The organism is Citrobacter amalonaticus, assembly GCF_001559075.2.
Taxonomy (GTDB): domain Bacteria; phylum Pseudomonadota; class Gammaproteobacteria; order Enterobacterales; family Enterobacteriaceae; genus Citrobacter_A; species Citrobacter_A amalonaticus_F.
On sequence record NZ_CP014015.2, the window covers coordinates 3,501,379 to 3,525,372 of the forward strand.

A 23,994-nucleotide genomic window follows, 5' to 3' on the forward strand; every position below is an offset into this window, starting at 1 on the left:
GCTCCGGGGGAAAAGATGGACTTTTTTAGCACGCAGAACATTCTGGTACATATACCAATGGGTGCTGGGGGTTACGATCTGTCGTGGATCGAAGCGGTAGGTACTATCGCGGGGTTGTTGTGCATTGGTCTCGCCAGTATGGAGAAGATCAGCAACTACGCTTTTGGCCTGATTAACGTCACGCTGTTTGCGATCATCTTTTTCCAGATCCAGCTCTACGCCAGCCTGCTGTTGCAGCTTTTCTTTTTCGCCGCCAACATTTACGGCTGGTATGCGTGGTCGCGGCAGACCACGCAGAACGAGGCAGAACTTAAGATTCGCTGGCTGCCTCTGCCGAAGGCGCTGGGCTGGCTGGCGGTTTGTGTGGCGGCGATCGGTCTGATGACGGTCTATATCGACCCGGTCTTTGATTTTCTGACCCGTATCGCAGTAACGATCATGCAGATGCTGGGTTTACAGGTTGCCGTACCGGATTTACAGCCCGATGCCTTCCCGTTCTGGGATTCCTGCATGATGGTGCTGTCGATTGTGGCGATGATCCTGATGACCCGCAAATACGTTGAGAACTGGCTGCTCTGGGTGGTGATCAATGTGATTAGCGTCGTGATCTTTGCCCTGCAGGGGGTCTATGCGATGTCGCTGGAGTACCTGATCCTGACCTTTATTGCGCTTAACGGTAGCCGGATGTGGATTAACAGCGCGCGCGAACGAGGCTCACACGCGCTGTCCCATTAGTGGTGGTGATGTGAATGGTCGGACACTTTCTGATTTAGATCGCAGTCCGGCCCGTGACAGGGCTGATATTCCATCTGAATGGTGGCGTGTTCAATCTGGTAATGATGAATCAGAAAGTGCTGGATGCGTTCCAGCAGTCCGTCATGATCGTGCGGCGGGATCACCTGTACATGCAGGGTCATGACCGGTTTCTCACCCACCATCCACACGTGTACGTGATGGACGTTTCGCACTTCAGGGAGCTCCCGGCTGAGGTGGCGCTGCAGCGCAGCGATATCCAGCGAAACCGGGGCGCCTTCCAGCAATTCATTCACGCTATCTTTCAATAAGCGCCACGCGCTGCGCAGAACCAGCAGTGAGACCAGTACCGACAGAATGGGGTCGGCAGGCGTCCAGCCGGTCCAGATGATAATCACCGCCGCGATGATGGCCCCGACCGAACCTAATAAATCCCCCATCACATGCAATGCCGCAGCGCGTACGTTCAGGTTTTTCTCTTCGCTGCCGCGATGCAGGATCCAGAAGGCAAGGATATTCGCCAGCAATCCGGCGACAGCGATGACCATCATCATGCCGCCCGCCACCGGAAGCGGCGTGTAGAAGCGCTCAATCGCCTCCCAGACGATTAAAATCGTAATCACGACCAACGCAATCGCATTGACGAAAGCGGCCAGCGTCGTCAGTCTCAGCCAGCCAAAGGTGTGGCGGATAGTCGGCGGTCGGCGGGCGAACTGAACGGCCAATAGCGCAAACAACAGTGCGGCGGCATCGGTCAGCATATGCCCGGCGTCGGCGAGCAGCGCCAGTGAACCGGATAAAATCCCGCCCACCACCTCCAGCAACATAAAGCCCGCCGTGATGCAAAACGCGAGCAGCAGGCGGCGAGCATTGCCATCCTCGGGCAGGTGAGGGGCAGAATGAGAGTGTGAGTGCGCCATAATGTCATCCCTTAGTTATTTTCATCTTAACTGTATGACATCATACCGTTTCTGGACGAATAAAATAAAAAGGAGAGCTCGCGCTCTCCTATTAGCTTGTTTTCAGTTTTACTGCGTGGTGCCATCGGTTTTGCTATCAACACCGTTGTTCATACCGTCACCGGTTTCCACTTTTTTGTTCATGTCCGGGCAGCGGCCGTCCTTACACATTGTGTTTTTGTGCACCTCATCCTGGGTCATTCCCTCGTGATTCATGGAAGAGCCATTTGGATGCAGCATCGTGCCGCCTGAATTGATATTGTCGTTATCAACATTATTCGGAGCCACGTTTTCTTTTGCATCCGGGGCGACCTGGCCGGCGTCAGCGGCGGCATTCGCCTGGCCATTATTACTTTGGGTGCTGGATTCGGCGGCCAGCGCAGCGCCGCTGGCAAGGCTGAGCGTGGCGGTCAGGAAAAGTGAGGCCAGTTTTGTCATTCGCATAAGATGCTCCTGTTTTGGTTGAGTTGTCGGAGAACGTCTTCCAACAGTGCATGTGCCAGTCAAAGGGGCAGGCAATGGTTAAAGATCTCAAACGAGCGCAAAGGCTCAGCAGAGAATCTTGAAAAGATTCATAAACAGAGTGGTTACAGTTAAAAATTGTAGGTTAGATCTCATTTTTCGCTACTTTGTGGCGTTTTTTAGCTGAATTCCAGGATTAATCCGTTCGAAGTGTAAAAGCCCGTTTACACTTTTTGGCTGAGGATATAGATTGGAGGGATTGCATTCATTTAGATAAGTATGGCAACGCTGGAATAATCATGAATTATCAGAACGACGATTTACGTATTAAAGAGATCAACGAGTTATTACCCCCTGTCGCACTGCTGGAAAAATTCCCCGCTACAGAAAATGCCGCCAACACGGTTGCCCATGCGCGTAAAGCCATTCACAAAATTTTGAAAGGGAATGACGATCGCCTGCTGGTGGTGATTGGGCCGTGCTCAATTCATGATCCTGTGGCGGCGAAAGAGTACGCGGGTCGTCTGCTGGCGCTGCGCGAAGCGCTGAAAGGCGAGCTGGAAATCGTCATGCGTGTCTACTTTGAAAAACCGCGTACGACCGTTGGCTGGAAAGGGCTGATTAACGATCCGCACATGGATAACAGCTTCCAGATCAATGACGGTTTGCGCATTGCGCGTAAGCTGCTGCTGGATATTAACGACAGCGGCCTGCCGACGGCAGGTGAATTCCTCGATATGATCACCCCGCAATATCTGGCGGATATGATGAGCTGGGGCGCGATTGGCGCGCGTACCACCGAATCTCAGGTTCACCGTGAGCTGGCGTCGGGTCTCTCTTGTCCGGTCGGTTTCAAGAACGGTACCGATGGCACCATTAAAGTGGCGATTGATGCCATCAACGCCGCCGGTGCACCGCACTGCTTCCTGTCGGTCACCAAATGGGGTCACTCTGCTATTGTGAACACCAGCGGTAACGGCGATTGCCATATCATTCTGCGCGGCGGCAAAGAGCCGAACTACAGCGCTACACATGTCGCGGCGGTGAAAGAAGGTCTGGCGAAAGCGGGTCTTCCTGCGCAAATCATGATTGATTTCAGCCATGCCAACTCTTGTAAGCAGTTTAAAAAGCAGATGGAAGTCGGGGCTGACGTATGCCAGCAAATTGCAAACGGTGAGACTGCGATTATGGGCGTGATGATCGAAAGCCATCTGGTTGAAGGCAATCAGAACCCGGACAGCGGTGAGCCGCTGGTGTACGGCAAAAGCATTACCGATGCCTGCATTAACTGGGAAGATACCGACATCATCCTGCGCCAGCTTGCGGATGCGGTAAAAGCGCGTCGCGGATAACGCGTCTGCAACCTGACAAGCCGACTTCTGGAGTCGGCTTTTTTGTCTCTTCGCCGAGCGTATTCGCGTTTCGGAATATATTTTTTTATATAGCGAGTGGCAATTGCGCTATAATCCGGCCTTCATTCGCAAACGCATCTGCTATCCCGCTATGTCTCTTCTTCCTCAGACAGCCATTGACGATGTCATTAACACGCAATATCGCAAGGTCATCCGCAAGCGCGTACTGCTGGTGCTGATGATCGTGATGGCAATTGTTGGCTCGCTGCTACTGGACTTTACGCTCGGCCCATCTGGACTGCCGATCGGTGAACTCTGGCAAACGCTGATTCATCCGACGAGCGCCAGCGGTGGCACCCGGGTTATCGTCTGGGAGATTCGTCTGCCGTACGCCCTCATGGCACTGTTGGTTGGCATGGCGCTGGGGCTGGCGGGGGCTGAAATGCAGACCATCCTGAATAATCCGCTGGCGAGTCCGTTCACGCTGGGCGTCTCTTCGGCGGCGGCGTTTGGCGCGGCGCTGGCGATTGTACTGGGGATCGGCATTCCCGGTATTCCTGCCGCGTGGTTCATTCCGGCGAATGCGTTCATTTTTGCGCTGCTCTCTGCCCTGTTGCTCGACGGCATTACCCGCTGGACCCGGGTGGCGACCTCCGGCGTGGTGCTGTTTGGTATCGCGCTGGTCTTTACCTTCAACGCGCTGGTCTCGATGATGCAGTTCGTGGCTGATGAGGATACGTTGCAGGGACTGGTATTCTGGACAATGGGCAGCCTGGCGCGGGCGTCGTGGGAAAAAATGGGCGTACTGGCGCTGGCATTTATTTGCGTCGGGATGTGGTCAATGCGTAGCGCCTGGCAACTGACCGCGCTGCGTTTGGGGGAAGAACGGGCGATGAGCTTTGGTATCGACGTGCGTCGCTTGCGCCTGTCATCGCTGCTGCGCATCAGTTTGCTGTCCGCACTCTCAGTAGCCTTCGTCGGCCCGATTGGCTTTATTGGCCTGGTGGCGCCACACATATCACGTCTGCTGTTTGGTGAAGATCACCGTTTCTATCTGCCTGGCAGTATTCTGACAGGCGGACTGGTGCTCTCTCTGGCCTCTGTCGCTTCGAAAAACATCCTTCCCGGTATCATCATACCGGTGGGGATTGTCACCTCGCTGGTGGGCGTCCCGTTCTTTCTGAGCATTATTTTGCGTCACCGGGGGAGTATGTCATGAGTGGCTTGATCCTGCGGGGCGTCACTGCGGGCTATCCAGAACGACCGGTGATTGACGATCTTAGCGTCGATGAACTGCCGCGCGGTAAAATTACGGCGCTGCTGGGGCCGAACGGCTGTGGGAAATCGACCTTGTTACGCGCGCTGGCCGGGCTGGGTAAAGCTCGCGGCGAAATGTTACTGGACGGAGAGAACCTGTCGGCGCTGTCGCTCGCCGAGCGGGCCGGGAAAGTCGTGTTTTTGCCTCAGTCGCTGCCACAGGGCGTGCATTTGCATGTTCTGGAGTCGATCCATGTCGCGCAGCGGGCGTTGGGTAAACGTGATGATGAACAGGTGCTGGCGATCCTCGAGCAACTGGGAATTACCTCTCTGGCATTGCACTACCTTGATCAGCTTTCCGGAGGACAACGGCAACTTGTGGGACTGGCGCAATCACTGATCCGTCATCCCGATTTGTTGTTGCTTGATGAACCCCTGAGTGCGTTGGATTTGAACTACCAGTTTCATGTGATGGATGTCGTTCGTCGCGAAACACGACGGCGTAATATGGTCACGGTGGTGGTAGTGCATGATATCAATATCGCGCTGCGCCACAGTGAACATGTGCTGATGCTTAAAGACGGAAAGCGGGTCGCCAGCGGCGAGCCGGAAAAGGTCATCACAGCAGAAAGTCTGGCGCAAGTGTATAACGTCCGGGCCCGCGTAGAGTGTTGCTCACAGGGCAGGGCGCAGGTGGTACTGGATGGCGTGATTAGGGTATAGAAAATGGCCGGACAGGGCGCAAGCCGCTATCCGGCGACACTTTTACTTCGCTTTACCCTGGTTGGCGACGGCAGCGGCTTTCGCTGCGATCTCGTCGGCATTACCCAGATAGTAGCGCTTGAGCGGTTTGAAGTTTTCGTCGAACTCATACACCAGCGGCACGCCGGTCGGGATGTTCAGTTCGAGGATTTCGTCTTCGCTCAGGTTGTCGAGGTATTTCACCAGCGCGCGCAGGGAGTTACCGTGCGCCGCGATGATGACGCGCTCGCCGCTCTTCATGCGTGGCAGAATGGTGTCGTTCCAGTAAGGGATCACGCGATCGATGGTCAGCGCCAGGCTCTCGGTCAGCGGCAATTCTTTTTCGGTCAGCTTGGCATAGCGCGGATCATGTCCCGGATAACGTTCGTCATCTTTGGTCAGCTCCGGCGGGGTCACCGCGAAACCACGACGCCACTGTTTAACCTGCTCGTCACCGTATTTCTCAGCGGTTTCTGCTTTGTTCAGACCCTGCAACGCACCGTAGTGACGTTCGTTCAGTTTCCAGGATTTCTCGACCGGCAGCCAGGCCTGATCCAGTTCATCCAGTACGTTCCACAGCGTGTGGATGGCACGTTTCAGCACGGAGGTATAAGCAAAATCGAAGCTATAGCCTTCAGCCTTCAGCAGTTTGCCTGCTGCTTTCGCTTCGCCCACGCCTTTCTCGGACAGGTCAACGTCATACCAACCGGTGAAGCGGTTTTCATTGTTCCACTGGCTTTCGCCGTGGCGTACCAGAACCAGCTTAGTTACAGCCATACTCTCACTCCTCAAGCTTTATCGAATGATAATAATTCTCATTATATTGCCGTGACGGGGCAGCGGCAATGCTTACGCATAACCATAGCGAAAATAGTGCAGCAGTGTAAGGTTCTTGTGAACTCTGAGTTGCGATTTTGTCTTTGAGTGGTGGGGATTTGAGCAAGATGCGGTATCTAAAGCCCGATACGCAGGCGCTATCGGGCATTTTGCACGGGTTGCGTCACACCATCAGGAAGCAATAAAGCGATATTCCGTCAGGCTGGCGTACTCCTCTCCGGGGCGCAGAACGCAGTCTGGTTGCGGCCATTCCGGATGGTTCGGGCTATCTGGCAGGAATTCGCTCTCCAGCGCCAGGCCCTGATAATCGTCGTAGGCGTTCGGTCCGCGTGAAGAGGTGCCGCCGAGAAAGTTACCGGAGTAAAACTGTAGCGCCGGGGCCGAGGTGTAGACCTCCATCTGCAACTTTCCGTCTTGCGAAGCGAGCAGGGCAACCGGCTTTTTACTGTCGCCTTTTGCCTGCAACAGGAAAGCGTGATCGTAACCCTTCACTTTGCGCTGGTCGTCATCGGCAAGAAATTCGCTGGCGATCACTTTCGCGGTGCGGAAATCAAAAGAGGTTCCGGCGACCGGTTTCAGGCCGTCGCGTGGGATCCCGCCTTCATCCACCGGCAGATACTCATCCGCCAGAAGTTGCAGCTTATGATTACGCACGTCGGTCTGATCGCCATCAAGGTTGAAGTAGACGTGGTTGGTCAGATTGACCGGGCACGGCTTATCCACTGTCGCGCGATAGGTAATCGAGATGCGGTTGTCATCGGTCAGACGATACTGCACCGTCGCACAGAGGTTGCCTGGAAAGCCCTGATCGCCATCGTCTGAGCTTATGGCAAACAGAACCTGACGTTCATTGTGGTTAACAATTTGCCAGCGGCGTTTATCAAATCCGTCCGGCCCGCCGTGTAACTGGTTGACGCCCTGGCTCGGTTGCAGAGTAACCATTTCCCCGTTGAGGGTGTAGCGGCTGTCGGCAATGCGGTTGGCGTAACGACCAATTGAGGCGCCCAGAAACGCCGACTGATCCTGATAATGCTCCGGACTGGCGCAGCCCAGCAGCGCTTCACGCACGCCGCCGTCGGAAAGAGGAATGCGGGCCGAGAGTAACGTAGCACCCCAGTCCATCAGCGTGACCACCATCCCCGCGCTATTGCGCAGGGTTAACAGGCGGTACGGCTGACCATCGGGTGCCAGTGCGGGTGTTTCATTCAGCACTGTCCTGCTCCTTGTGATGGTTTGCACACATAGAATGTTTCTTTGATACCGGTTTTAGCTTCGTACTGTTCAGCCACGGCTTGCTGGACGGCAGGGACCAGCGCTTCCGGGATCAGCGCCACAACACAACCGCCAAATCCACCGCCGGTCATGCGGACACCGCCCTTCTCGCCAATTGTGGCTTTGACGATGTCAACCAGCGTATCAATCTGCGGCACGGTGATTTCGAAATCATCACGCATTGAGGCGTGCGATTCGGCCATCAGTTGCCCCATGCGTTGCAGATCGCCTTTTTCCAGCGCGCTGGCGGCTTCAACAGTACGCGCATTCTCAGTTAACACGTGACGGACGCGTTTGGCAACCAGTGGGTCCAGTTCGTTCGCCACGGCGTTAAAGGCATCCAGGCTGACATCACGCAGGGCTGGCTGCTGGAAGAATCGCGCGCCTGTTTCGCATTGCTGACGGCGAGTGTTGTACTCGCTACCGACCAGCGTGCGCTTAAAGTTGCTGTTGATGATGACGATCGCTACGCCTTCTGGCATGGAGACCGCTTTAGTGCCCAGCGTACGGCAGTCGATCAGCAGGGCATGATCTTTCTTGCCCAGCGCAGAAATGAGCTGATCCATAATCCCGCAGTTACAGCCGACAAACTGGTTTTCCGCTTCCTGACCGTTGAGCGCAATCTGTGCGCCGTCCAGTGGCAGATGGTAAAGCTGCTGGAACACGGTACCGACAGCTACTTCCAGCGAGGCAGAAGAGCTCAGACCCGCGCCCTGCGGGACATTACCGCTGATCACCAGGTCCGCGCCGCCAAAGCTGCTGTCGCGTTTGAGCAGGTGCTTCACCACGCCGCGTACATAGTTTGCCCACTGCTGGCTGTCATGGGTCACGACAGGAGCATCAAGGGAGAACTCGTCAGTCTGATTATCGTAGTCGGCCGCAATGACGCGGATCTGACGGTCGTTGCGGGCAGCGCAGCTGATGACGGTTTGATAATCAATGGCGCAGGGCAACACAAAGCCGTCGTTATAATCGGTATGTTCACCGATGAGATTGACGCGGCCTGGCGCCTGAATAGTGTGGGTTGCAGGGTAGCCGAATTTTTCAGCAAACAGAGATTGTGTTTTCTCTTTCAGACTCATTTTTATACTCCGGATTCGCGAAAATGGATGTCGCTGACCGCGCGCAGACGCTCTGCCGCTTGTTCCGCTGTAAGATCGCGCTGGGTTTCGGCCAGCATTTCGTAACCGACCATAAATTTGCGGACGGTTGCGGAACGCAGCAGCGGCGGATAAAAGTGCGCGTGTAGCTGCCAGTGTTCGTTCTCTGCACCGTTAAACGGCGCGCCGTGCCAGCCCATCGAATAGGGGAAAGAGCACTGGAACAGGTTGTCGTAACGACTGGTCAGTTTTTTCAACGCCAGCGCAAGGTCTGCGCGCTGTTCGTCGGTCAAATCGGTAATGCGCAGCACATGCGCTTTCGGCAGTAATAGCGTTTCGAACGGCCATGCCGCCCAGTAAGGGACGACAGCCAGCCAGTGATCGGTTTCTACTACCGTACGGCTGCCGTCAGCCAGCTCGCGCTGCACATAGTCAACCAGCATCGGCGAGCCCTGTTCAGCAAAGTAGGCTTTTTGCAGACGATCTTCGCGTTCAGCTTCGTTTGGCAGGAAACTGTTGGCCCAAATCTGGCCGTGGGGGTGGGGATTCGAGCAGCCCATCGCCGCGCCTTTGTTTTCAAAGACCTGTACCCAGGGATAACGTTTCCCGAGGTCAGCGGTTTGCTCTTGCCAGGTTTTCACTATTTCGGTCAGGGCAGGAACGCTAAGCTCCGGCAGGGTTTTACTGTGATCCGGTGAAAAGCAAATAACGCGACTGGTGCCGCGTGCGCTCTGGCAGCGCATCAGCGGGTCGTGACTGTCCGGCGCGTCAGGCGTATCCGTCATCAGCGCGGCAAAGTCGTTGGTGAACACAAACGTTCCGCTGTAATCCGGATTCTTATCGCCGGTGACGCGGGTATTGCCCGCGCACAGGAAACAGTCTGGATCGTGTGCTGGCAGCACCTCGTTAGAAGGCGTTTCTTGCGCCCCCTGCCAGGGGCGCTTGGCGCGATGCGGCGACACCAGAATCCACTGTCCGGTGAGCGGATTAAAACGACGATGCGGATGATCGACGGGGTTGAATTGACTCATGATGTTTCTTAATCCTCGTATCCCTGCGGATGACGCGACTGCCAGTGCCAGGTGTCCTGCGCCATTTCATCAAGCGTGCGCGTTACGCGCCAGTCCAGTTCGCGGTCGGCTTTGCTGGCATCTGCCCAGTAGGCTGGCAGGTCGCCATCGCGACGCGGAGCAAAATGATAATTCACCGGTTTGCCGCAGGCTTTACTGAAGGCATTGACCACGTCCAGCACGCTGCTGCCGACGCCTGCCCCGAGGTTGTAAATATGGACACCCTGTTTGCCTGCCAGTTTTTCCATCGCGGCAACGTGGCCGTCAGCGAGATCCATCACATGGATGTAATCGCGTACGCCGGTGCCGTCTTCGGTCGGGTAGTCATTGCCAAAAATGGCGAGCGAATCGCGACGGCCTACCGCAACCTGGGCGATGTACGGCATCAGGTTATTTGGGATGCCCTGCGGGTCTTCGCCCATGTCGCCTGATGGATGTGCGCCGACCGGGTTGAAATAGCGCAGCAGCGCGATGCTCCACTCCGGCTGGGCTTTTTGCAGATCGGTGAGGATCTGCTCGACCATCAGCTTGCTTTTGCCGTAAGGACTTTGCGGCGTACCGGTCGGGAAGCTTTCGACATAAGGGATTTTCGGCTGGTCGCCGTAGACGGTTGCCGATGAGCTGAAAATGAAGTTTTTGACGCCGGCGGCGCGCATGGCGCTAATCAGTCGCAGCGTTCCGTTGACGTTGTTGTCATAGTATTCCAGCGGCTTTGCAACGGATTCGCCGACGGCCTTCAGTCCGGCAAAATGGATGACGGTGTCAATGGCGTGATCGTGCAGGATCTCCGTCATCAGCGCTTCGTTGCGGATATCGCCTTCAACAAACGTCGGATGTTTGCCGCTCAGACGTTCAATAACAGGCAGTACGCTGCGCTTACTGTTGCAGAGGTTATCCAGGATGATGACGTCATGACCGTTTTTCAGCAACTGTACACAAGTATGACTTCCTATGTAACCGCTACCACCGGTGACCAGAACTCTCATAATTCGCTCCGTTAAGCTTATGGTATGGAATTACCATAGCATAACAAAGATGCGAAAAGTGTGACATGGAATAAAATAGTGGAATCGTTTACACTCGCGATTTCTCACGCTGAGTCATCAATTAATCGATTATAAATCATTAACTTTAAGAATGATTGCGCCTTTTATCCGAAAAAAAAGGGCGCTTTCGCGCCCACGGATGAAAACTAACGCAGCCGCGTTTGCTGATAGGTATAGGTCTCGCCGTCTGGCACAAACTCCAGACGGTGGGTAATACAGGCAGGCGCATCTTCAGCGTGATGGGAGACAAACAGCAGTTGCGTGTCGCCCTCGCTAATCAACACATCGACAAAGCGACGAATAAGCTGGCGGTTTAGTGGATCCAGTCCCTGTAAGGGTTCGTCGAGAATCAGCAGGGTCGGGTGCTTAACCAGCGCACGGGCGATCAGCGCCAGTCGCTGTTGTCCCCAGGAGAGACTATGAAACGGCGCGTCGGCAGTGCGTTTGTCGAGTCCCAGAATGTCCAGCCACTGCTGCGCGAGTTTTTGTTGACGATCCGACACGGCCTGATAAATCCCGATGGAATCGAAATAGCCCGACAGAATCACATTGCGCACCGTGGTGCTCACCCGGTAGTCGAGATGCAGACTGCTACTGACGTAGCCAATGTGCTTTTTGATATCCCAGATAGTTTCACCACTGCCGCGACGACGGCCAAATAGCGTCAGATCGTTGCTGTAACCCTGCGGATGGTCGCCGGTGATCAGGCTGAGCAGCGTCGATTTTCCTGCTCCGTTGGGGCCGACAATCTGCCAGTGTTCGCCGGGATCGACCTGCCAGCTCAGACGATCGAGAATAGGGCGATCGTTATATGACACGACGCCATCCCGGAGGATGATCCGCGGCGTATCGGCAGCCAGAACAGGGTAGGCGGCGGGTTCGTCGGCTTCAGGTAATGCCACCCCTTCCAGTCGCTCGCTATGCGCAAGTTGCGCGATCAGCGCCTGCTGGAGTAAGTCGGCTCTCGCCCCGGTTTCCGTTAAGGTGCAGTCGACCAGTACACCGGCATACTGAACGAATGCCGGGATCTCATCGAAACGGTTCAACACCAGCACCAGCGTGATACCTGACTGATGTAGCGTTTCAAGCAGTCCTGCCAGTTGCTGGCGGGAAGCGACGTCGAGACCGTCAAACGGCTCATCCAGAATCAACAGGTCCGGCTCAGCCATCAGCGCCTGGCAGAGCAACGTTTTGCGCGTTTCGCCGGTAGAAAGATATTTAAAGCGGCGATCGAGCAGATGAGTGATACCAAACTGCTGCGCCAGCGTTGCGCAGAGGGCCGGGTTTTTCACTTCGTCCTGAATGATTTCCGCCGTGGTTCGTCCGGTATCCTCTTCGCCAGGACTGAGCATATCGGTGTTATTACGCTGCCATTCATCGCTGACCAGTTTCTGCAGTTGCTCGAAGGAGAGACGGGTTATCCGTGAGAACGTACACAGGCGTTCGCCCTTGAGCAGCGACAATTCGCCGGCCAGCGCGCGTGCCAGCGCCGATTTCCCGCTTCCGTTCGAACCGACAAACGCCCAACTCTCACCCGCATTTAACGTCACGGAATCCAGGTGAAGCGTTTTTGTGTCGCTAAGACGAAACGTGCCTTGCGAAATATGCAACGATGACATTTGTATCCCATTTTTTGCAGCAATGAATGACAGGGATACGTGTTCCGGGGAGGAATGTCAATGTGATTAGCGTGACGGCGGGTAAAAAAACGGCGCTTTAAAATCGATGTAGGTATCTGTGCCATGCGGCGATTACGGCGACAGAACTATCGCTATTTTGTGAGCAACTGCAAAAAAGGGCGACGCGTTATCCAGTATTTTTTCGCAGCCAGTAGAGATGTCATGGCGATGAATGATGGAGTGTTTTATGGATGTTTTTATCTCGAAAAAAATGCGTAATTTCATCCTGTTGGCGCAAACCAATAATATCGCCAGAGCGGCTGAGAAAATACACATGACGGCATCGCCATTTGGTAAAAGCATCTCTGCGCTGGAAGATCAAATTGGCTATACGCTATTTACCCGTAAAGACAACAGCATAAGCCTGAACAAGGCCGGGCAGGAGTTGTACCAGAAACTGTTTCCGATTTATCAGTCCCTGTCGGCGATCGATAATGAAATTCATCACGCTGCGCGTGGTTCGCGCAACATAGTCATTGGCGTCGACAACACCTACCCAACGATTATTTTCGACCAGTTGATCAGTCTGGGCGACAAGTATAACGGTGTGACCGTAAAGTCTGTTGAGTTCAGCGAGAATGAAGTCATTGATAACCTGTTTAGCCGCCAGCTCGATTTTATCATTTCGCCACAGTATGTTTCGGCTCGCGTGCAGGAGCTGGATAATCTGACCATCAGTGAGTTGAAACCGCTGCGTCTGGGGTTTCTTGTTTCCCGTCGCTACGAGGATAAACAGCCGCAGGAGCTTTTGCGCGAACTGCCCTGGCTGCAAATGCGCTTTCAGAATCGGGCCAATTTTGAAGCGATACTGGAAGCGCATATGCGGCCATGCGGCATTAACCCAACGATCATCTATCGTCCCTACAGCTTTATGGCGAAGATAAGCGCGGTAGAGCGCGGGCAGTTTCTGACCGTGATCCCCTGGTTTGCCTGGCGTCTGGTGAATCCGGCGACGTTGAAGTATTTCGATGCGCCCGGCGGTACGATGTATATGCAGGAGTACCTTTACTCTCTGAAAAACCATCGCTATACCGCCACGATGCTTCAGCATATTGCGGAAGATCGTGGCGCAGAGATGGCTTAGCCGAGCATCGAACCGTGTTCGATCAGATTGCGGTGCAGATCGAACACATGGTTGAGATCGTGATGAATGTGCCCGCCAGGCGCACTGGCGAGATAGCGGTGTAGATAGTCCTGATAGAGAGGATGTGCACAGTTATCGATGATCGTGTGCGCCCGTTGTAGCGGTGAGAGTCCCCGCAGATCGGCGATCCCCTGTTCGGTGATGATCACCTTCACGCTGTGCTCGCTGTGATCAACGTGGCTGCACATGGGGACGATAGTGGAAATCTTGCCGCCTTTGGCGATGGACGGCGCCATAAAAATAGACAGGTAGGCGTTGCGCTCAAAATCACCGCTGCCGCCAATGCCGTTCATCAGATTCACACCAGCCACGTGCGTTGAGTTGGCGTGGCCGTAGATATCAAACTCCAGCCCGACATTGAGAGCTATGACGCCAAGACGGCGGATAATTTCCGGATTATTGGAGATTTCCTGTGGGCGAAGCACAATACGGCTGGCGAAGAAGTCCATATTGTCATAAATCTTCCACAAGGAATCGGCGGATACTGTCAGACTGGACGCGCTGGCTCCGGTGATTTTTCCCGTTTCCAGTAAATGCACGACGGACTCCTGCAACACCTCCGAATACATCATAAAAGATGGAATATCCGGGTTCTCACCCAGCCGCGCCATCACGGCATTATTGATATTACCCACACCGCTTTGCAGTGGCAGAAACTCCGCAGGGATCCGCCCGCGCGCCATCTCTTCCAGCAGAAACATTACGACGTTATCGGCGATTTGCGGGCAGACAGGATTGGCGTTATCGAGCACGTTTCCGCCGTCGGGGAGTTCTGTATCGACTACCGCAACAATCTTGTTGGGATCAATCTGCACGTACCGGGCGCCCACGCGATCCATCGCATGATAAATGGGGACGCTGTTGCGACGCGGCGGTGCGCCGGGAATAACGATATCAGCCAGTTCAGCGACGCGTGGGTTGTGGTAGTGATTCAGCTCAATGATGACTTTCTTCGCCCGTAGCAGCCAGGTGGGCGCATTGCCGATCCCGCTGGTGAGCCAGACCCGTCCGTCAGGCGTGATCGCCGAGGCTTCAATCACCGCGACGTCAATATCGCCAAAGAAACCATAGTTCACCATCTGCGCCACTTCACTCAGATGCAGGTCTACAAATCGTACCTGACCCTGATTGATTTTTTGCCGAAGACTGCCTGACGTCTGATAGGGGGCGCGCCATGAGATGGCGTCAGCTTCGGACAGCGCGTCATCGGCGGCAGCGCCAATAGACGCTCCCGTCAATAAGCGAATCTGAAACGGTTGCTGCGCCTGATGTAGCTCACTGGCGCGGCGGGCGATAGCCGCAGGGAGTGCTTTGGGAGAACCGGCGGGGGTAAAGCCGCTGAAAGCAACCATCGCATTGTGCTCGATTACCTGCGCCGCGTCGTCGGCGCTCATCCGTGACCAGGGGTCTTTCATATCTTGTCCCTTCCCGGTATCAATGGCCCACAAAATTGGGTTTACGTTTATTCATAAACGCGTTCATCCCTTCCTGATAATCTTCGCTATCGTAAACGGCGCGGCGCATCCCCTGAATACGTTCGAACTCATCGGAATTCATGGTGTGCGCTTCGCCAAGTACGCGTAGCTCTTCCTTGATCACGGCAATAGCCAGCGGCGCTTTTTCCGAGATATGGTGCGCCATCTGCAACGTGAAATCCTCCAGCTCTTCGGCGGCGACGACATGGTTGAGAATGCCGACCGCCATCGCGCGCTGCGCGGTGATAGGGGACGCGGTGAAGATCAGCTCTTTGACGATATGGAAACCCGCATCGCGGGTCAGGTTGTGGATCCCGACCAGATTGTACGGAACGCCAAGGTTAACCGGGGTCATGGAGAACGTGGAGGTACTGGCGGCGATGATCAGATCGGAGCTCATGATCATCTCAAACGCGCCTCCCCAGACGCTGCCTTCGACCATGGAGATCACCGGTTTGGGGTACTTCTGAATCATACGGGTGATCTGGCGCAGCGGATCGTCATAAGAGAGCGGATCGCGCCGTCCGGCGGGCAGTTCATGAATGTCATGACCGGCGGAGAAGACCTTCGCGCCGCTGGGGGCTCGCAGGATAATACAGCGAATATCCGGGCGATTGAGATCGCTGAGCGCCAGCATGAGATCGTCAATAAAGACTTTGCTCAGGGCGTTCAGTTTGCGGGCATAGTTGAACTCAATGACCGCCACTTTACGGATGATAACAACGTTAACGTATTGATAAGGCATATTTTTCTCTTTATGAAAAGTAATGATTCTGAAGGTATTCGCGGATTCGCTGAAGGCCAGCGCGCGGCGAGAGACGGTTGTTTTTGACGGCCTGCTGCGTCAGGTGGTAGTAGCGGTCGAAGTCGTCACGGGAGAACAGCAGCCGCAACGCCTCGGCTTCTGTCTGCTTTTGCAACCAGTCAATTTCCTGCAACTGGCGTACCTGTTGCAGTCGCCCGCTGGAGGTCATCTGTGTTCTGAAATCGCAGATGGTCTGCCAGACCTCGTCAATCCCGCGTTTTTCCAGCGCGCTACAGGTCAATACCTGCGGCTGCCACTCGGCATATTTATGCCGCACTATATGCAGTGCGCTTTCGTACATATGGCGGGCGATAGCGACACGGTTATGGTTTTCCCCGTCATCCTTGTTGATGACAATCAAGTCTGCCATTTCCATGATCCCTTTTTTGATGCCCTGCAGGTCGTCGCCGCCGCCAGCTATCTGTAACGACACAAAGCAGTCCACGATCTGGGCGATTTCTGTTTCCGATTGTCCAACGCCGACGGTTTCAATAATCACAACGTCGAAGCCCGCCGCTTCGCACAACAGCCCCAGCTCTCGCGCATGCAGACAGGCACCGCCCAGATGGCCGCGGGAGGGGGCCGGGCGGATGAAGGCGGCATCCGATCGCGCCAGTTCGGTCATTCGCGTTTTGTCGCCAAGAATGCTGCCGCCGCTGATCGGGCTGCTGGGGTCGACGGCAATCACCGCCACGCGCAGTCCGTCGCGGATCAGTCGCGTGCCGAAAGCCTCCAGAAAAGTGCTTTTTCCTGCCCCCGGCGTGCCAGTGATCCCCAGACGCAGCGCGTTGCCGGTGAAAGGCATAATGGCATCCAGCAGTTGTGCGCTCAGCGCCTGGTGACGAGGGTGCTGACTTTCAATCAGCGTCATGGCCTGGGCGAGCGTGGCCCGCTCTGCCTGGCGCAATCGCCGCACGGTGTCAGTCAGCGTGGATTCGCTAATCATGATGCTGACTTATCCGCTTCAGTACGTCGCGTACGCTTTCCAGCATCGGTGTGCCGGGGCCATAAATGGCCGCCACGCCACGCTCCTCCAGGAAGGCATAGTCCTGAGGGGGAATCACGCCGCCTGCGACCACGCAGATATCGTCGCGTCCCCATTTTTTCAACGCGTCGATCAGTTCAGGGATGAGCGTTTTGTGACCGGCCGCCAGCGAGGAGGCGCCGACGACGTGTACATCATTTTCCACCGCCAGGCGGGCGATCTCTTCCGGAGTGGAAAACATCGGGCTGAGATCGACATCGAAACCGAGATCGGAATAGGCGCTGGCGATCACTTTTGCGCCGCGATCGTGACCATCCTGACCCATTTTGGCGATCAAAATGCGCGGACGACGACCGCTGTCTTCCTGGAACTGTTCTGTTTGCGCCACGATGGCATCAAATTCGCTGGCCGATTGGTTGGACTGATGGTAGCTCTGCGCAATCACGCCGGTGACGCACTGGCTTGGCACCAGATAACGGTCAAACGCCGACTCCAGCGCGTCGGAGATCTCACCCAGCGTGGCGCGGACGCGTGCGGCGTTCACAGCGGCGGCCAACAGGTTCTCATTATGCAATGCGGCGTGGGTCAACGCCGCCAGCGCCGCGTGAACGGCGGCATCATCGCGGCTCGCGCGGATCCGCGTCAGGGAGGCGATCTGCTCGTTGCGCACCTTGACGTTGTCGATCTCCAGGACGGTCGTGTCGTCTTCTTTTTCCAGCTTGTATTTGTTGACGCCGACAATGACGCGCTTGCCCTGGTCGATCAGTGATTGTTCGCGAGCAGACGCCTCTTCAATCATCCGTTTCGGTAGCCCGGCTTCGATAGCCTTTGCCATCCCGCCCGCGTCGTCGATCTGCTGGATGATGGCCCGCGCCTGTTTAACAATGTGGTCAGTTAACGATTCCACATAGTAGGAGCCAGCCAGCGGATCCACGGTGCGGCAGATTTCTGATTCTTCCTGCAGGATGATCTGCGTGTTACGCGCGATGCGGGCAGAAAAGTCGGTGGGCAGACCGAGAGCTTCGTCAAAGGCGTTGGTATGGAGTGACTGGGTGCCGCCAAGCGTGGCGCCGAGTGCTTCGATAGTAGTACGGATTACGTTGTTATAGGGATCCTGTTCGGTCAGGCTCCAGCCGGAAGTCTGGCAGTGGGTACGAAGAGCTAACGATTTCGGGTCGGTTGCGCCGAAATCGCTCACCGCTTCGCTCCACAGATAACGCGCCGCGCGCAGCATGGCGACGTTCATGAACAGATCCATGCCGATGCCAAAGAAGAATGAAAGGCGGGGCGCAAAGTCATCAATGTTCAGCCCGGCAGAAAGGGCGGCTTTGATGTATTCAATACCATCCGCCAGGGTAAAAGCGACCTGCTGTACGCAGTTGGCGCCCGCTTCGCCCATATGGTAGCCGCTGATGCTGACGGTATTAAAGCGCGGCATGTTGCCCGAACACCAGGCGATGATGTCGGCAATAATGCGCATGGAGGGTTTCGGCGGGTAAATGTAAGTGTTACGACACAGGTACTCTTTCAGAATATCGTTCTGAATGGTGCCGGTTAGCTGTTCCGGCGACACGCCTTGCTCCTGAGCCGCCACGATATAAAACGCCATCACTGGCAGCACCGCGCCGTTCATGGTCATCGATACCGACATCTTATCCAGTGGGATCTGGTCGAACAGTACCTTCATGTCTTCAACGGTATCGATCGCCACGCCAGCCTTCCCGACATCGCCTGCGACGCGTGGATTATCGGAATCATAGCCACGGTGGGTGGCGAGATCGAAGGCGACAGAAAGGCCTTTCTGCCCAGCGGCGAGGTTACGCCGATAGAACGCGTTAGATTCTTTGGCGGTAGAGAAGCCAGCGTACTGACGAATGGTCCACGGTTGCGCGGTGTACATGGTGGCGCGTGGGCCGCGAACGTAAGGCGGCAGGCCGGGAAGGGTGCCGGTGACTTCCAGTTTGTCGAGGTCGGCTTCGGTGTACAGCGGTTTGATGGCAATGCCTTCCGCTGTCTGTGTGACCAGCGACTCGACGGTTTTATTCCGCCGGCTGAGCTCCTTGTTGGCAAGTGCCTGCCACTCCGGTAAATCTGACATTTTTTGCTCCGTATTCCGCAATAAAAAGAGGGTATTGCGGGTACGATGAGCTTTTTAATGTCCCCTGTCGCCAGCAAAAAATAGCCAACGATGCGTCGTTTTTTGCCGGGTGGAATTATTCATCTTGTAATGAATTTCAAAGAAAAAATAACGGCGGGTAACATCCCGCCGTTATAACCGAGGTAGGGATACCTAGCACAACGTTGCGAGAATCACTCTGTCGGCATTGAAATACGCTGTCACATTCGCACCTTCGTTCAGCGACGCGGCGTCGTCTACCGGCACGGTGGCGCACAGTATCTGACCGTCCGGTAGCGTCATCAATACTTCACACTGCTCTGTGCCGCGTTCAATATGATTGATAATGCCCTGGAGCTGGTTATCCGCGGCCTGGGCGATGGCGTCATCCTGGGTAATTCCCACCCACGGCGCTTTCAGCAGCACAAGTACCTCTTTGCCTTCATCAAGCCCTAAACGCTCGCCGCTCTGGGCAGTGATGGCCACTTTCAGTCGCGTTTCACCATCGGCCAACAGGACATCGACATGCTGCTGCACCTGATCGCGATCGCGGGCGGTAATGGTGCCAAACCACTGGTTGCGCGCACTGGTCTGCAGGGAAAAACGCGAGATGGCCGCCAGCAGGCTATTGAGCGGCAGCGCGTCATCGTCGCTTAAAACATCGAAGGCTTTTTGCTGAATCTGCGCCAGCAGATCGTAGAGTTGGATCAGACGCTGACCGTAGCGGGTTAACACCGCGCCGCCGCCGCCTTTACCGCCTGTCGCACGCTCGACCAGCGTTTGTTCGCTGAGAAGATTCATTTCATTGATGGCGTCCCAGGCGCTCTTATAGCTGATGCCTGCGTCTTTCGCGCCCTGACTAATGGAACCGGAAAGCGCAATGTGCTTGAGCAAAGAGATGCGTCGGGGGTCGGCGAACAGTTTTTGCTGAAGTTTCAGGGTAAGAAGGATTTCGGCTTGCATAACAAGATCCTGGCAAAAAGGTTATTGTGACGGAAAACCGCAGAGACGCAAAGCCGACCGCACAAAAGGGGAGTGCTTTTCTCAGTGATGCGGTTAGAATACTACAAGGACTATATCAGGAGTTGACCATGTTAGAGTTATTGAAAAGTCTGGTATTCGCCGTAATCATGGTACCTGTGGTGATGGCCATCATCCTGGGTCTGATTTACGGTCTCGGTGAAGTGTTCAACATTTTCTCCGGTATCGGTCAGAAAGACCAGTCCAGACAGAATCATTGATTTCCCAAACGCCCGCTCAGTCGGGCGTTTTTGTTTTCTCATCTTTCAGACCGTATCTTTGTTGGTTGCGCCTCAATGCAGCCCGCACCCCATTAGGATTGTTTCTCAAGTTCTCCTCATCCCTGCCGATATTTTCTTTGCGTAACCTCTTAGTGGTATCAATAACTTCTGGGAAAATCGTTGCTTTGTCGTTATATTTGCGTCTACATAACGATACTCGTAAGGAGTTACAGATGGCTCGTACATGGTTACGCTTGTTTGCTGGGGCAACATTATCACTGACGGTTGCCGGACAAACGCTGGCGGATGAAGGGAAAATCACGGTATTTGCCGCGGCGTCATTGACCAATGCAATGCAGGATATCGCGGCAGAGTACAAAAAAGAGAAGAATGTCGACGTGGTCTCCTCTTTTGCGTCGTCTTCAACGCTGGCTCGTCAGATCGAAGCCGGTGCGCCAGCGGATCTGTTCATTTCTGCCGATCAGAAATGGATGGACTACGCGGTAGATAAGAAATCGATTGATACCGCAACGCGTCAGACGCTGCTGGGCAACAGCCTCGTGGTGGTTGCGCCAAAAGCCAGTGAGCAGAAAGATTTTACGATTGACAGCAAAACCAACTGGACGACGCTGCTGAACGGTGGACGTCTGGCGGTAGGCGACCCGGAACACGTTCCGGCGGGGATCTACGCGAAAGAAGCGCTGCAGAAACTGGGGGCCTGGGAGACGCTGTCACCGAAACTGGCGCCGGCGGAAGATGTGCGCGGCGCGCTGGCGCTGGTCGAGCGTAACGAAGCGCCGTTGGGCATCGTTTACGGCTCTGACGCGGTTGCCAGTAAAGGCGTTAAAGTCGTGGCCACCTTCCCGGAAGATTCGCACAAAAAAGTGGAGTACCCCATCGCGATTGTTGATGGACATAAAAACGCCACGGTCAGCGCGTTCTATGATTACCTGAAAGGACCGCAGGCTGCTGAAATCTTTAAACGTTACGGATTTACGACCAAGTAATGATATTGACCGATCCCGAATGGCAGGCCGTTCTTCTGAGCCTGAAAGTGTCTTCCCTGGCCGTGTTGTTTAGTTTGCCGTTTGGGATCTTCTTTGCCTGGCTGTTGGTGCGCTGCACTTTCCCGGGCAAAGCCTTGCTGGATAGCGTACTGCATCTGCCATTGGTATTACCGCCGGTGGTGGTCGGTTATCTGCTGCTGGTCTCGATGGGACGGCGCGGGTTTATCGGCCAGTGGCTGTACGACTGGTTTGGCATAACCTTTGCCTTCAGCTGGCGCGGCGCGGTACTGGCGGCGGCAGTGATGTCTTTTCCACTGATGGTGCGTGCTATCCGGCTTGCGCTGGAAGGGGTGGACCTTAAGCTGGAGCAAGCCGCCCGGACGCTGGGCGCGGGGCGCTGGCGCGTCTTCTTCACGATTACTCTTCCGCTGACGCTGCCTGGCATTATTGTCGGGACGGTACTGGCGTTTGCCCGCTCGCTCGGCGAGTTTGGCGCGACGATTACCTTTGTTTCCAATATTCCCGGCGAAACGCGCACCATTCCTTCGGCGATGTATACCCTGATTCAGACGCCGGGCGGTGAAAGCGCAGCGGCGAGATTGTGCCTTATCTCTATCGTACTGGCGCTGATTTCACTGTTAATTTCTGAATGGCTGGCGCGGCTAAGCCGTGAGCGGACGGGGCGATAATTATGCTGGAACTCAATTTCTCCCAGACGCTGGGGACCCACTGCGTCTCGCTTAACGAAACGCTGCCCGCCAGCGGTATCACCGCGATTTTTGGCGTCTCCGGTTCCGGAAAAACCTCGCTCATCAATGCGATCAGTGGCCTGACGCGACCGCAGAAAGGGCGCATTGTACTCAACGGACGGGTGCTGAACGACACGGAAAAGCGTATCTGTCTGACCCCGGAAAAGCGCCGGATAGGCTACGTTTTTCAGGATGCGCGCCTGTTTCCCCATTATAAAGTGCGCGGTAATCTGCGTTACGGCATGGCGAAAAGCATGGCCGGCCAGTTCGATAAGCTGGTGGCGCTATTGGGTATTGAGCCTCTGCTCGACAGACTGCCGGGCGGTCTCTCCGGCGGTGAAAAACAACGTGTGGCGATTGGCCGGGCGCTGCTGACCGCGCCGGAACTGCTGCTGCTGGATGAACCGCTCGCCTCGCTGGACATTCCGCGTAAGCGCGAACTGTTGCCCTATCTGCAACGTCTGGCGCGGGAGATCAACATTCCCATGCTCTACGTCAGTCACTCGCTCGACGAAATTCTCCATCTGGCCGATAACGTGATGGTGCTGGAAGACGGTCAGGTGAAGGCATTTGGCGCGCTGGAAGAGGTCTGGAGCAGCAGCGTGATGCATCCATGGCTGCCGAAAGAACAGCAGAGCAGCATCCTGAAAGTGAGCGTGCTGGAGCATCATCCGCATTACGCGATGACGGCGCTGGCGCTGGGTGACCAGCATCTATGGGTCAATAAGCTCAATGAGCCGCTGCAGGCCTCGCTGCGCATTCGCATTCAGGCGTCGGATGTCTCGCTGGTGCTGCAGCCGCCGCAGCAGACCAGTATCCGCAATATCCTGCGAGCGAAGGTGATCCACTGCTACGACGATAACGGGCAGGTGGAAGTTCAGCTTGAGGTGGGGGGTAAAACGCTGTGGGCGCGCATTAGCCCCTGGGCCAGGGATGAACTGGGGATCAAACCTGGCCTCTGGCTGTACGCGCAGATTAAGAGCGTGTCGATAACCGCCTGATTACAACAGCTGGCTATAGATGAACTTCGCAATGCTGTCGGTGGTGTTATCGCCGATAACGACGTTGGCGCGCGCTTTGATTGCGTCGTCAGCATTGCCCATCGCCACGCCAGTGCCAGCCGCTTCCAGCATACTGATGTCGTTGTAGTTATCCCCAAAGGCAATCACGTTTTCCATCGACCCGCCCTGAGATTCAACCCACTCGGTCAGGCGTTTGCCTTTGCTGTTACCCTGACGGGCGATATCGACCTGATCGTGCCAGGACCACTCGCACTCAAGGCCCAACTGCTCTTCGACATGTTTGCCAAATTGCTGCAGTTTAGGGATGTCTTCGTCTGTCAGGGCGAATTTCCACACCGCGTTGACATTGTGCGCCGCCTGCGCCAGTGAAGGCACCTGGGTGAAGACCGGGCGCTGTTCCGGCGGCAGCGTCTGCGCCCAGTTTGATGTGCGAAGGACATGGCCGGTCGGATGCTCATACAGCATGGCGTCATCCACGTACATCAGGCCGTGAATCTGATGCGCTTCCAGCAGCGTAATAAGCTGTAGCGCCTGGTTAACCGGCAAGGGATCGGCTGCGAGAACGTTTTTTGCGTGATAATCATACAAATAGGTACCATTACAGCAAATTGCAGGTGTATCCAGCGCCAGTGCCTGATAAAAAGGATGAATTGCGACGTGATGACGCCCGGTGACGATGATAAGTTGGTAGCCTGCCTCTCTGGCGCGCGACAGCGCTTCGACAGATGAGGGGAGCAGGGTTTTTTGCGGGGTCAGCAGGGTTCCATCTAAATCCAGGGCAATCACGCGAGCGGTCATATCGTCATCCCGATTAACATTGAAATTTTGTCTGCCTGAATGGTACACCGGGACGGGGAGCAGGCAAAATTTTGTGCGTATACCCTAGTATAGATTCAGCATTCACCGTTAAAAGCGACTACGT

The 23,994-nt window shown here is 55.4% G+C and carries 23 protein-coding genes; 9 read left to right on the plus strand and 14 right to left on the minus strand.

Annotated elements, in window-relative coordinates:
- Positions 1-15 precede the first annotated feature (15 nt).
- A complete protein-coding gene (gene pnuC, locus AL479_RS16895; RefSeq protein ID WP_102602238.1) occupies positions 16-735 on the plus strand; it encodes a nicotinamide riboside transporter PnuC in 720 nt (239 codons plus the stop codon).
- On the opposite strand, the gene zitB is transcribed toward pnuC, so the two are convergent.
- Together zitB and AL479_RS16905 are read right to left on the minus strand one after the other, a co-directional pair.
- Positions 732-1,673 carry a CDF family zinc transporter ZitB gene (zitB, locus tag AL479_RS16900; RefSeq protein WP_061076894.1) on the minus strand — a complete coding sequence of 314 codons (942 nt, stop codon included), beginning with the start codon at positions 1,671-1,673 and terminating at the stop codon, positions 732-734. The two genes, pnuC and zitB, sit on opposite strands and share 4 nt — an antisense overlap.
- Positions 1,674-1,781: 108 nt before the next feature.
- A complete protein-coding gene (locus tag AL479_RS16905; protein ID WP_061076895.1) occupies positions 1,782-2,156 on the minus strand; it encodes a YbgS-like family protein in 375 nt (124 codons plus the stop codon).
- Between the two features lie 317 nt (positions 2,157-2,473).
- Here AL479_RS16905 and aroG point away from each other — a divergent pair, with 317 nt between their 5' ends.
- The 3 genes from aroG (at position 2,474) to AL479_RS16925 (ending at position 5,506) form a co-directional block, all read left to right on the plus strand.
- Positions 2,474-3,526 carry a 3-deoxy-7-phosphoheptulonate synthase AroG gene (aroG, locus tag AL479_RS16915; protein ID WP_061076896.1) on the plus strand — a complete coding sequence of 351 codons (1,053 nt, stop codon included), beginning with the start codon at positions 2,474-2,476 and terminating at the stop codon, positions 3,524-3,526.
- A 151-nt stretch (positions 3,527-3,677) separates the two neighbouring features.
- A complete protein-coding gene (locus AL479_RS16920) occupies positions 3,678-4,745 on the plus strand; it encodes a FecCD family ABC transporter permease (protein WP_102602235.1) in 1,068 nt (355 codons plus the stop codon).
- The gene (locus tag AL479_RS16925) at positions 4,742-5,506 is read left to right on the plus strand and encodes an ABC transporter ATP-binding protein (protein WP_105291772.1); all 765 of its coding nucleotides are present in this window, start codon (positions 4,742-4,744) and stop codon (positions 5,504-5,506) included. The genes AL479_RS16920 and AL479_RS16925 overlap by 4 nt, the downstream gene beginning before the upstream one ends.
- Before the next feature lie 42 nt (positions 5,507-5,548).
- Here AL479_RS16925 and gpmA read toward each other — a convergent pair whose 3' ends face one another.
- The 6 genes from gpmA to modF all read right to left on the minus strand — a co-directional run bounded on the left by gpmA (position 5,549) and on the right by modF (position 12,468).
- Positions 5,549-6,301, minus strand: coding sequence for a 2,3-diphosphoglycerate-dependent phosphoglycerate mutase (gene gpmA / locus AL479_RS16930; RefSeq protein ID WP_061076897.1), 753 nt, complete (start codon positions 6,299-6,301; stop codon positions 5,549-5,551).
- 231 nt (positions 6,302-6,532) lie between these two features.
- The gene (gene galM / locus AL479_RS16940; protein ID WP_061076898.1) at positions 6,533-7,573 is read right to left on the minus strand and encodes a galactose-1-epimerase; all 1,041 of its coding nucleotides are present in this window, start codon (positions 7,571-7,573) and stop codon (positions 6,533-6,535) included.
- Positions 7,567-8,715 (minus strand): galactokinase, encoded by a 1,149-nt coding sequence (galK, locus tag AL479_RS16945; protein ID WP_061076899.1) that lies wholly within the window; start codon positions 8,713-8,715, stop codon positions 7,567-7,569. The genes galM and galK overlap by 7 nt, the downstream gene beginning before the upstream one ends.
- A 2-nt stretch (positions 8,716-8,717) precedes the next feature.
- Positions 8,718-9,764 carry a galactose-1-phosphate uridylyltransferase gene (gene galT, locus AL479_RS16950; RefSeq protein WP_061076900.1) on the minus strand — a complete coding sequence of 349 codons (1,047 nt, stop codon included), beginning with the start codon at positions 9,762-9,764 and terminating at the stop codon, positions 8,718-8,720.
- 8 nt (positions 9,765-9,772) lie between these two features.
- Positions 9,773-10,789, minus strand: a complete 1,017-nt coding sequence (galE, locus tag AL479_RS16955) for a UDP-glucose 4-epimerase GalE (RefSeq protein WP_054176163.1) — start codon at positions 10,787-10,789, stop codon at positions 9,773-9,775.
- 206 nt (positions 10,790-10,995) lie between these two features.
- Positions 10,996-12,468: a molybdate ABC transporter ATP-binding protein ModF gene (gene modF, locus AL479_RS16960; protein ID WP_061076901.1), complete on the minus strand. Its 1,473-nt coding sequence runs from the start codon at positions 12,466-12,468 to the stop codon at positions 10,996-10,998.
- Positions 12,469-12,715: 247 nt separating this feature from the next.
- Here modF and srsR point away from each other — a divergent pair, with 247 nt between their 5' ends.
- Positions 12,716-13,612 (plus strand): LysR family transcriptional regulator SrsR, encoded by an 897-nt coding sequence (srsR, locus tag AL479_RS16965; RefSeq protein ID WP_061076902.1) that lies wholly within the window; start codon positions 12,716-12,718, stop codon positions 13,610-13,612.
- Here srsR and AL479_RS16970 read toward each other — a convergent pair.
- The 5 genes from AL479_RS16970 to modE all read right to left on the minus strand — a co-directional run bounded on the left by AL479_RS16970 (position 13,609) and on the right by modE (position 20,016).
- Positions 13,609-15,087 (minus strand): acetyl-CoA hydrolase/transferase family protein, encoded by a 1,479-nt coding sequence (locus tag AL479_RS16970; RefSeq protein ID WP_061076903.1) that lies wholly within the window; start codon positions 15,085-15,087, stop codon positions 13,609-13,611. The two genes, srsR and AL479_RS16970, sit on opposite strands and share 4 nt — an antisense overlap.
- Before the next feature lie 19 nt (positions 15,088-15,106).
- Positions 15,107-15,892, minus strand: a complete 786-nt coding sequence (scpB, locus tag AL479_RS16975) for a methylmalonyl-CoA decarboxylase (protein ID WP_061076904.1) — start codon at positions 15,890-15,892, stop codon at positions 15,107-15,109.
- A 10-nt stretch (positions 15,893-15,902) separates the two neighbouring features.
- Positions 15,903-16,898: a methylmalonyl Co-A mutase-associated GTPase MeaB gene (gene meaB / locus AL479_RS16980; RefSeq protein WP_061076905.1), complete on the minus strand. Its 996-nt coding sequence runs from the start codon at positions 16,896-16,898 to the stop codon at positions 15,903-15,905.
- Positions 16,891-19,035: a methylmalonyl-CoA mutase gene (scpA, locus tag AL479_RS16985; protein WP_105291773.1), complete on the minus strand. Its 2,145-nt coding sequence runs from the start codon at positions 19,033-19,035 to the stop codon at positions 16,891-16,893. The genes meaB and scpA overlap by 8 nt, the downstream gene beginning before the upstream one ends.
- 192 nt (positions 19,036-19,227) lie before the next feature.
- Positions 19,228-20,016 carry a molybdenum-dependent transcriptional regulator gene (gene modE, locus AL479_RS16990; protein WP_061076906.1) on the minus strand — a complete coding sequence of 263 codons (789 nt, stop codon included), beginning with the start codon at positions 20,014-20,016 and terminating at the stop codon, positions 19,228-19,230.
- A 128-nt stretch (positions 20,017-20,144) separates the two neighbouring features.
- Between modE and AL479_RS16995 the strand changes: the two genes are divergently transcribed.
- The 4 genes from AL479_RS16995 (at position 20,145) to modC (ending at position 23,051) form a co-directional block, all read left to right on the plus strand.
- Entirely contained in the window at positions 20,145-20,294 is a 150-nt protein-coding gene (locus tag AL479_RS16995) for an AcrZ family multidrug efflux pump-associated protein (RefSeq protein ID WP_003023026.1), read from the plus strand.
- A gap of 233 nt (positions 20,295-20,527) precedes the next feature.
- Positions 20,528-21,301: a molybdate ABC transporter substrate-binding protein gene (modA, locus tag AL479_RS17000; RefSeq protein WP_061076907.1), complete on the plus strand. Its 774-nt coding sequence runs from the start codon at positions 20,528-20,530 to the stop codon at positions 21,299-21,301.
- Positions 21,301-21,990: a molybdate ABC transporter permease subunit gene (modB, locus tag AL479_RS17005; RefSeq protein WP_043001320.1), complete on the plus strand. Its 690-nt coding sequence runs from the start codon at positions 21,301-21,303 to the stop codon at positions 21,988-21,990. The genes modA and modB overlap by 1 nt, the downstream gene beginning before the upstream one ends.
- Positions 21,991-21,992: 2 nt before the next feature.
- Positions 21,993-23,051, plus strand: a complete 1,059-nt coding sequence (modC, locus tag AL479_RS17010; RefSeq protein WP_061076908.1) for a molybdenum ABC transporter ATP-binding protein ModC — start codon at positions 21,993-21,995, stop codon at positions 23,049-23,051.
- Here the strand turns inward: modC and AL479_RS17015 are convergent, their stop codons facing one another.
- Complete coding sequence (locus AL479_RS17015; protein ID WP_061076909.1) at positions 23,052-23,870, minus strand: pyridoxal phosphatase; 819 nt, start codon at positions 23,868-23,870, stop codon at positions 23,052-23,054.
- Between the last annotated feature and the right edge of the window lie 124 nt (positions 23,871-23,994).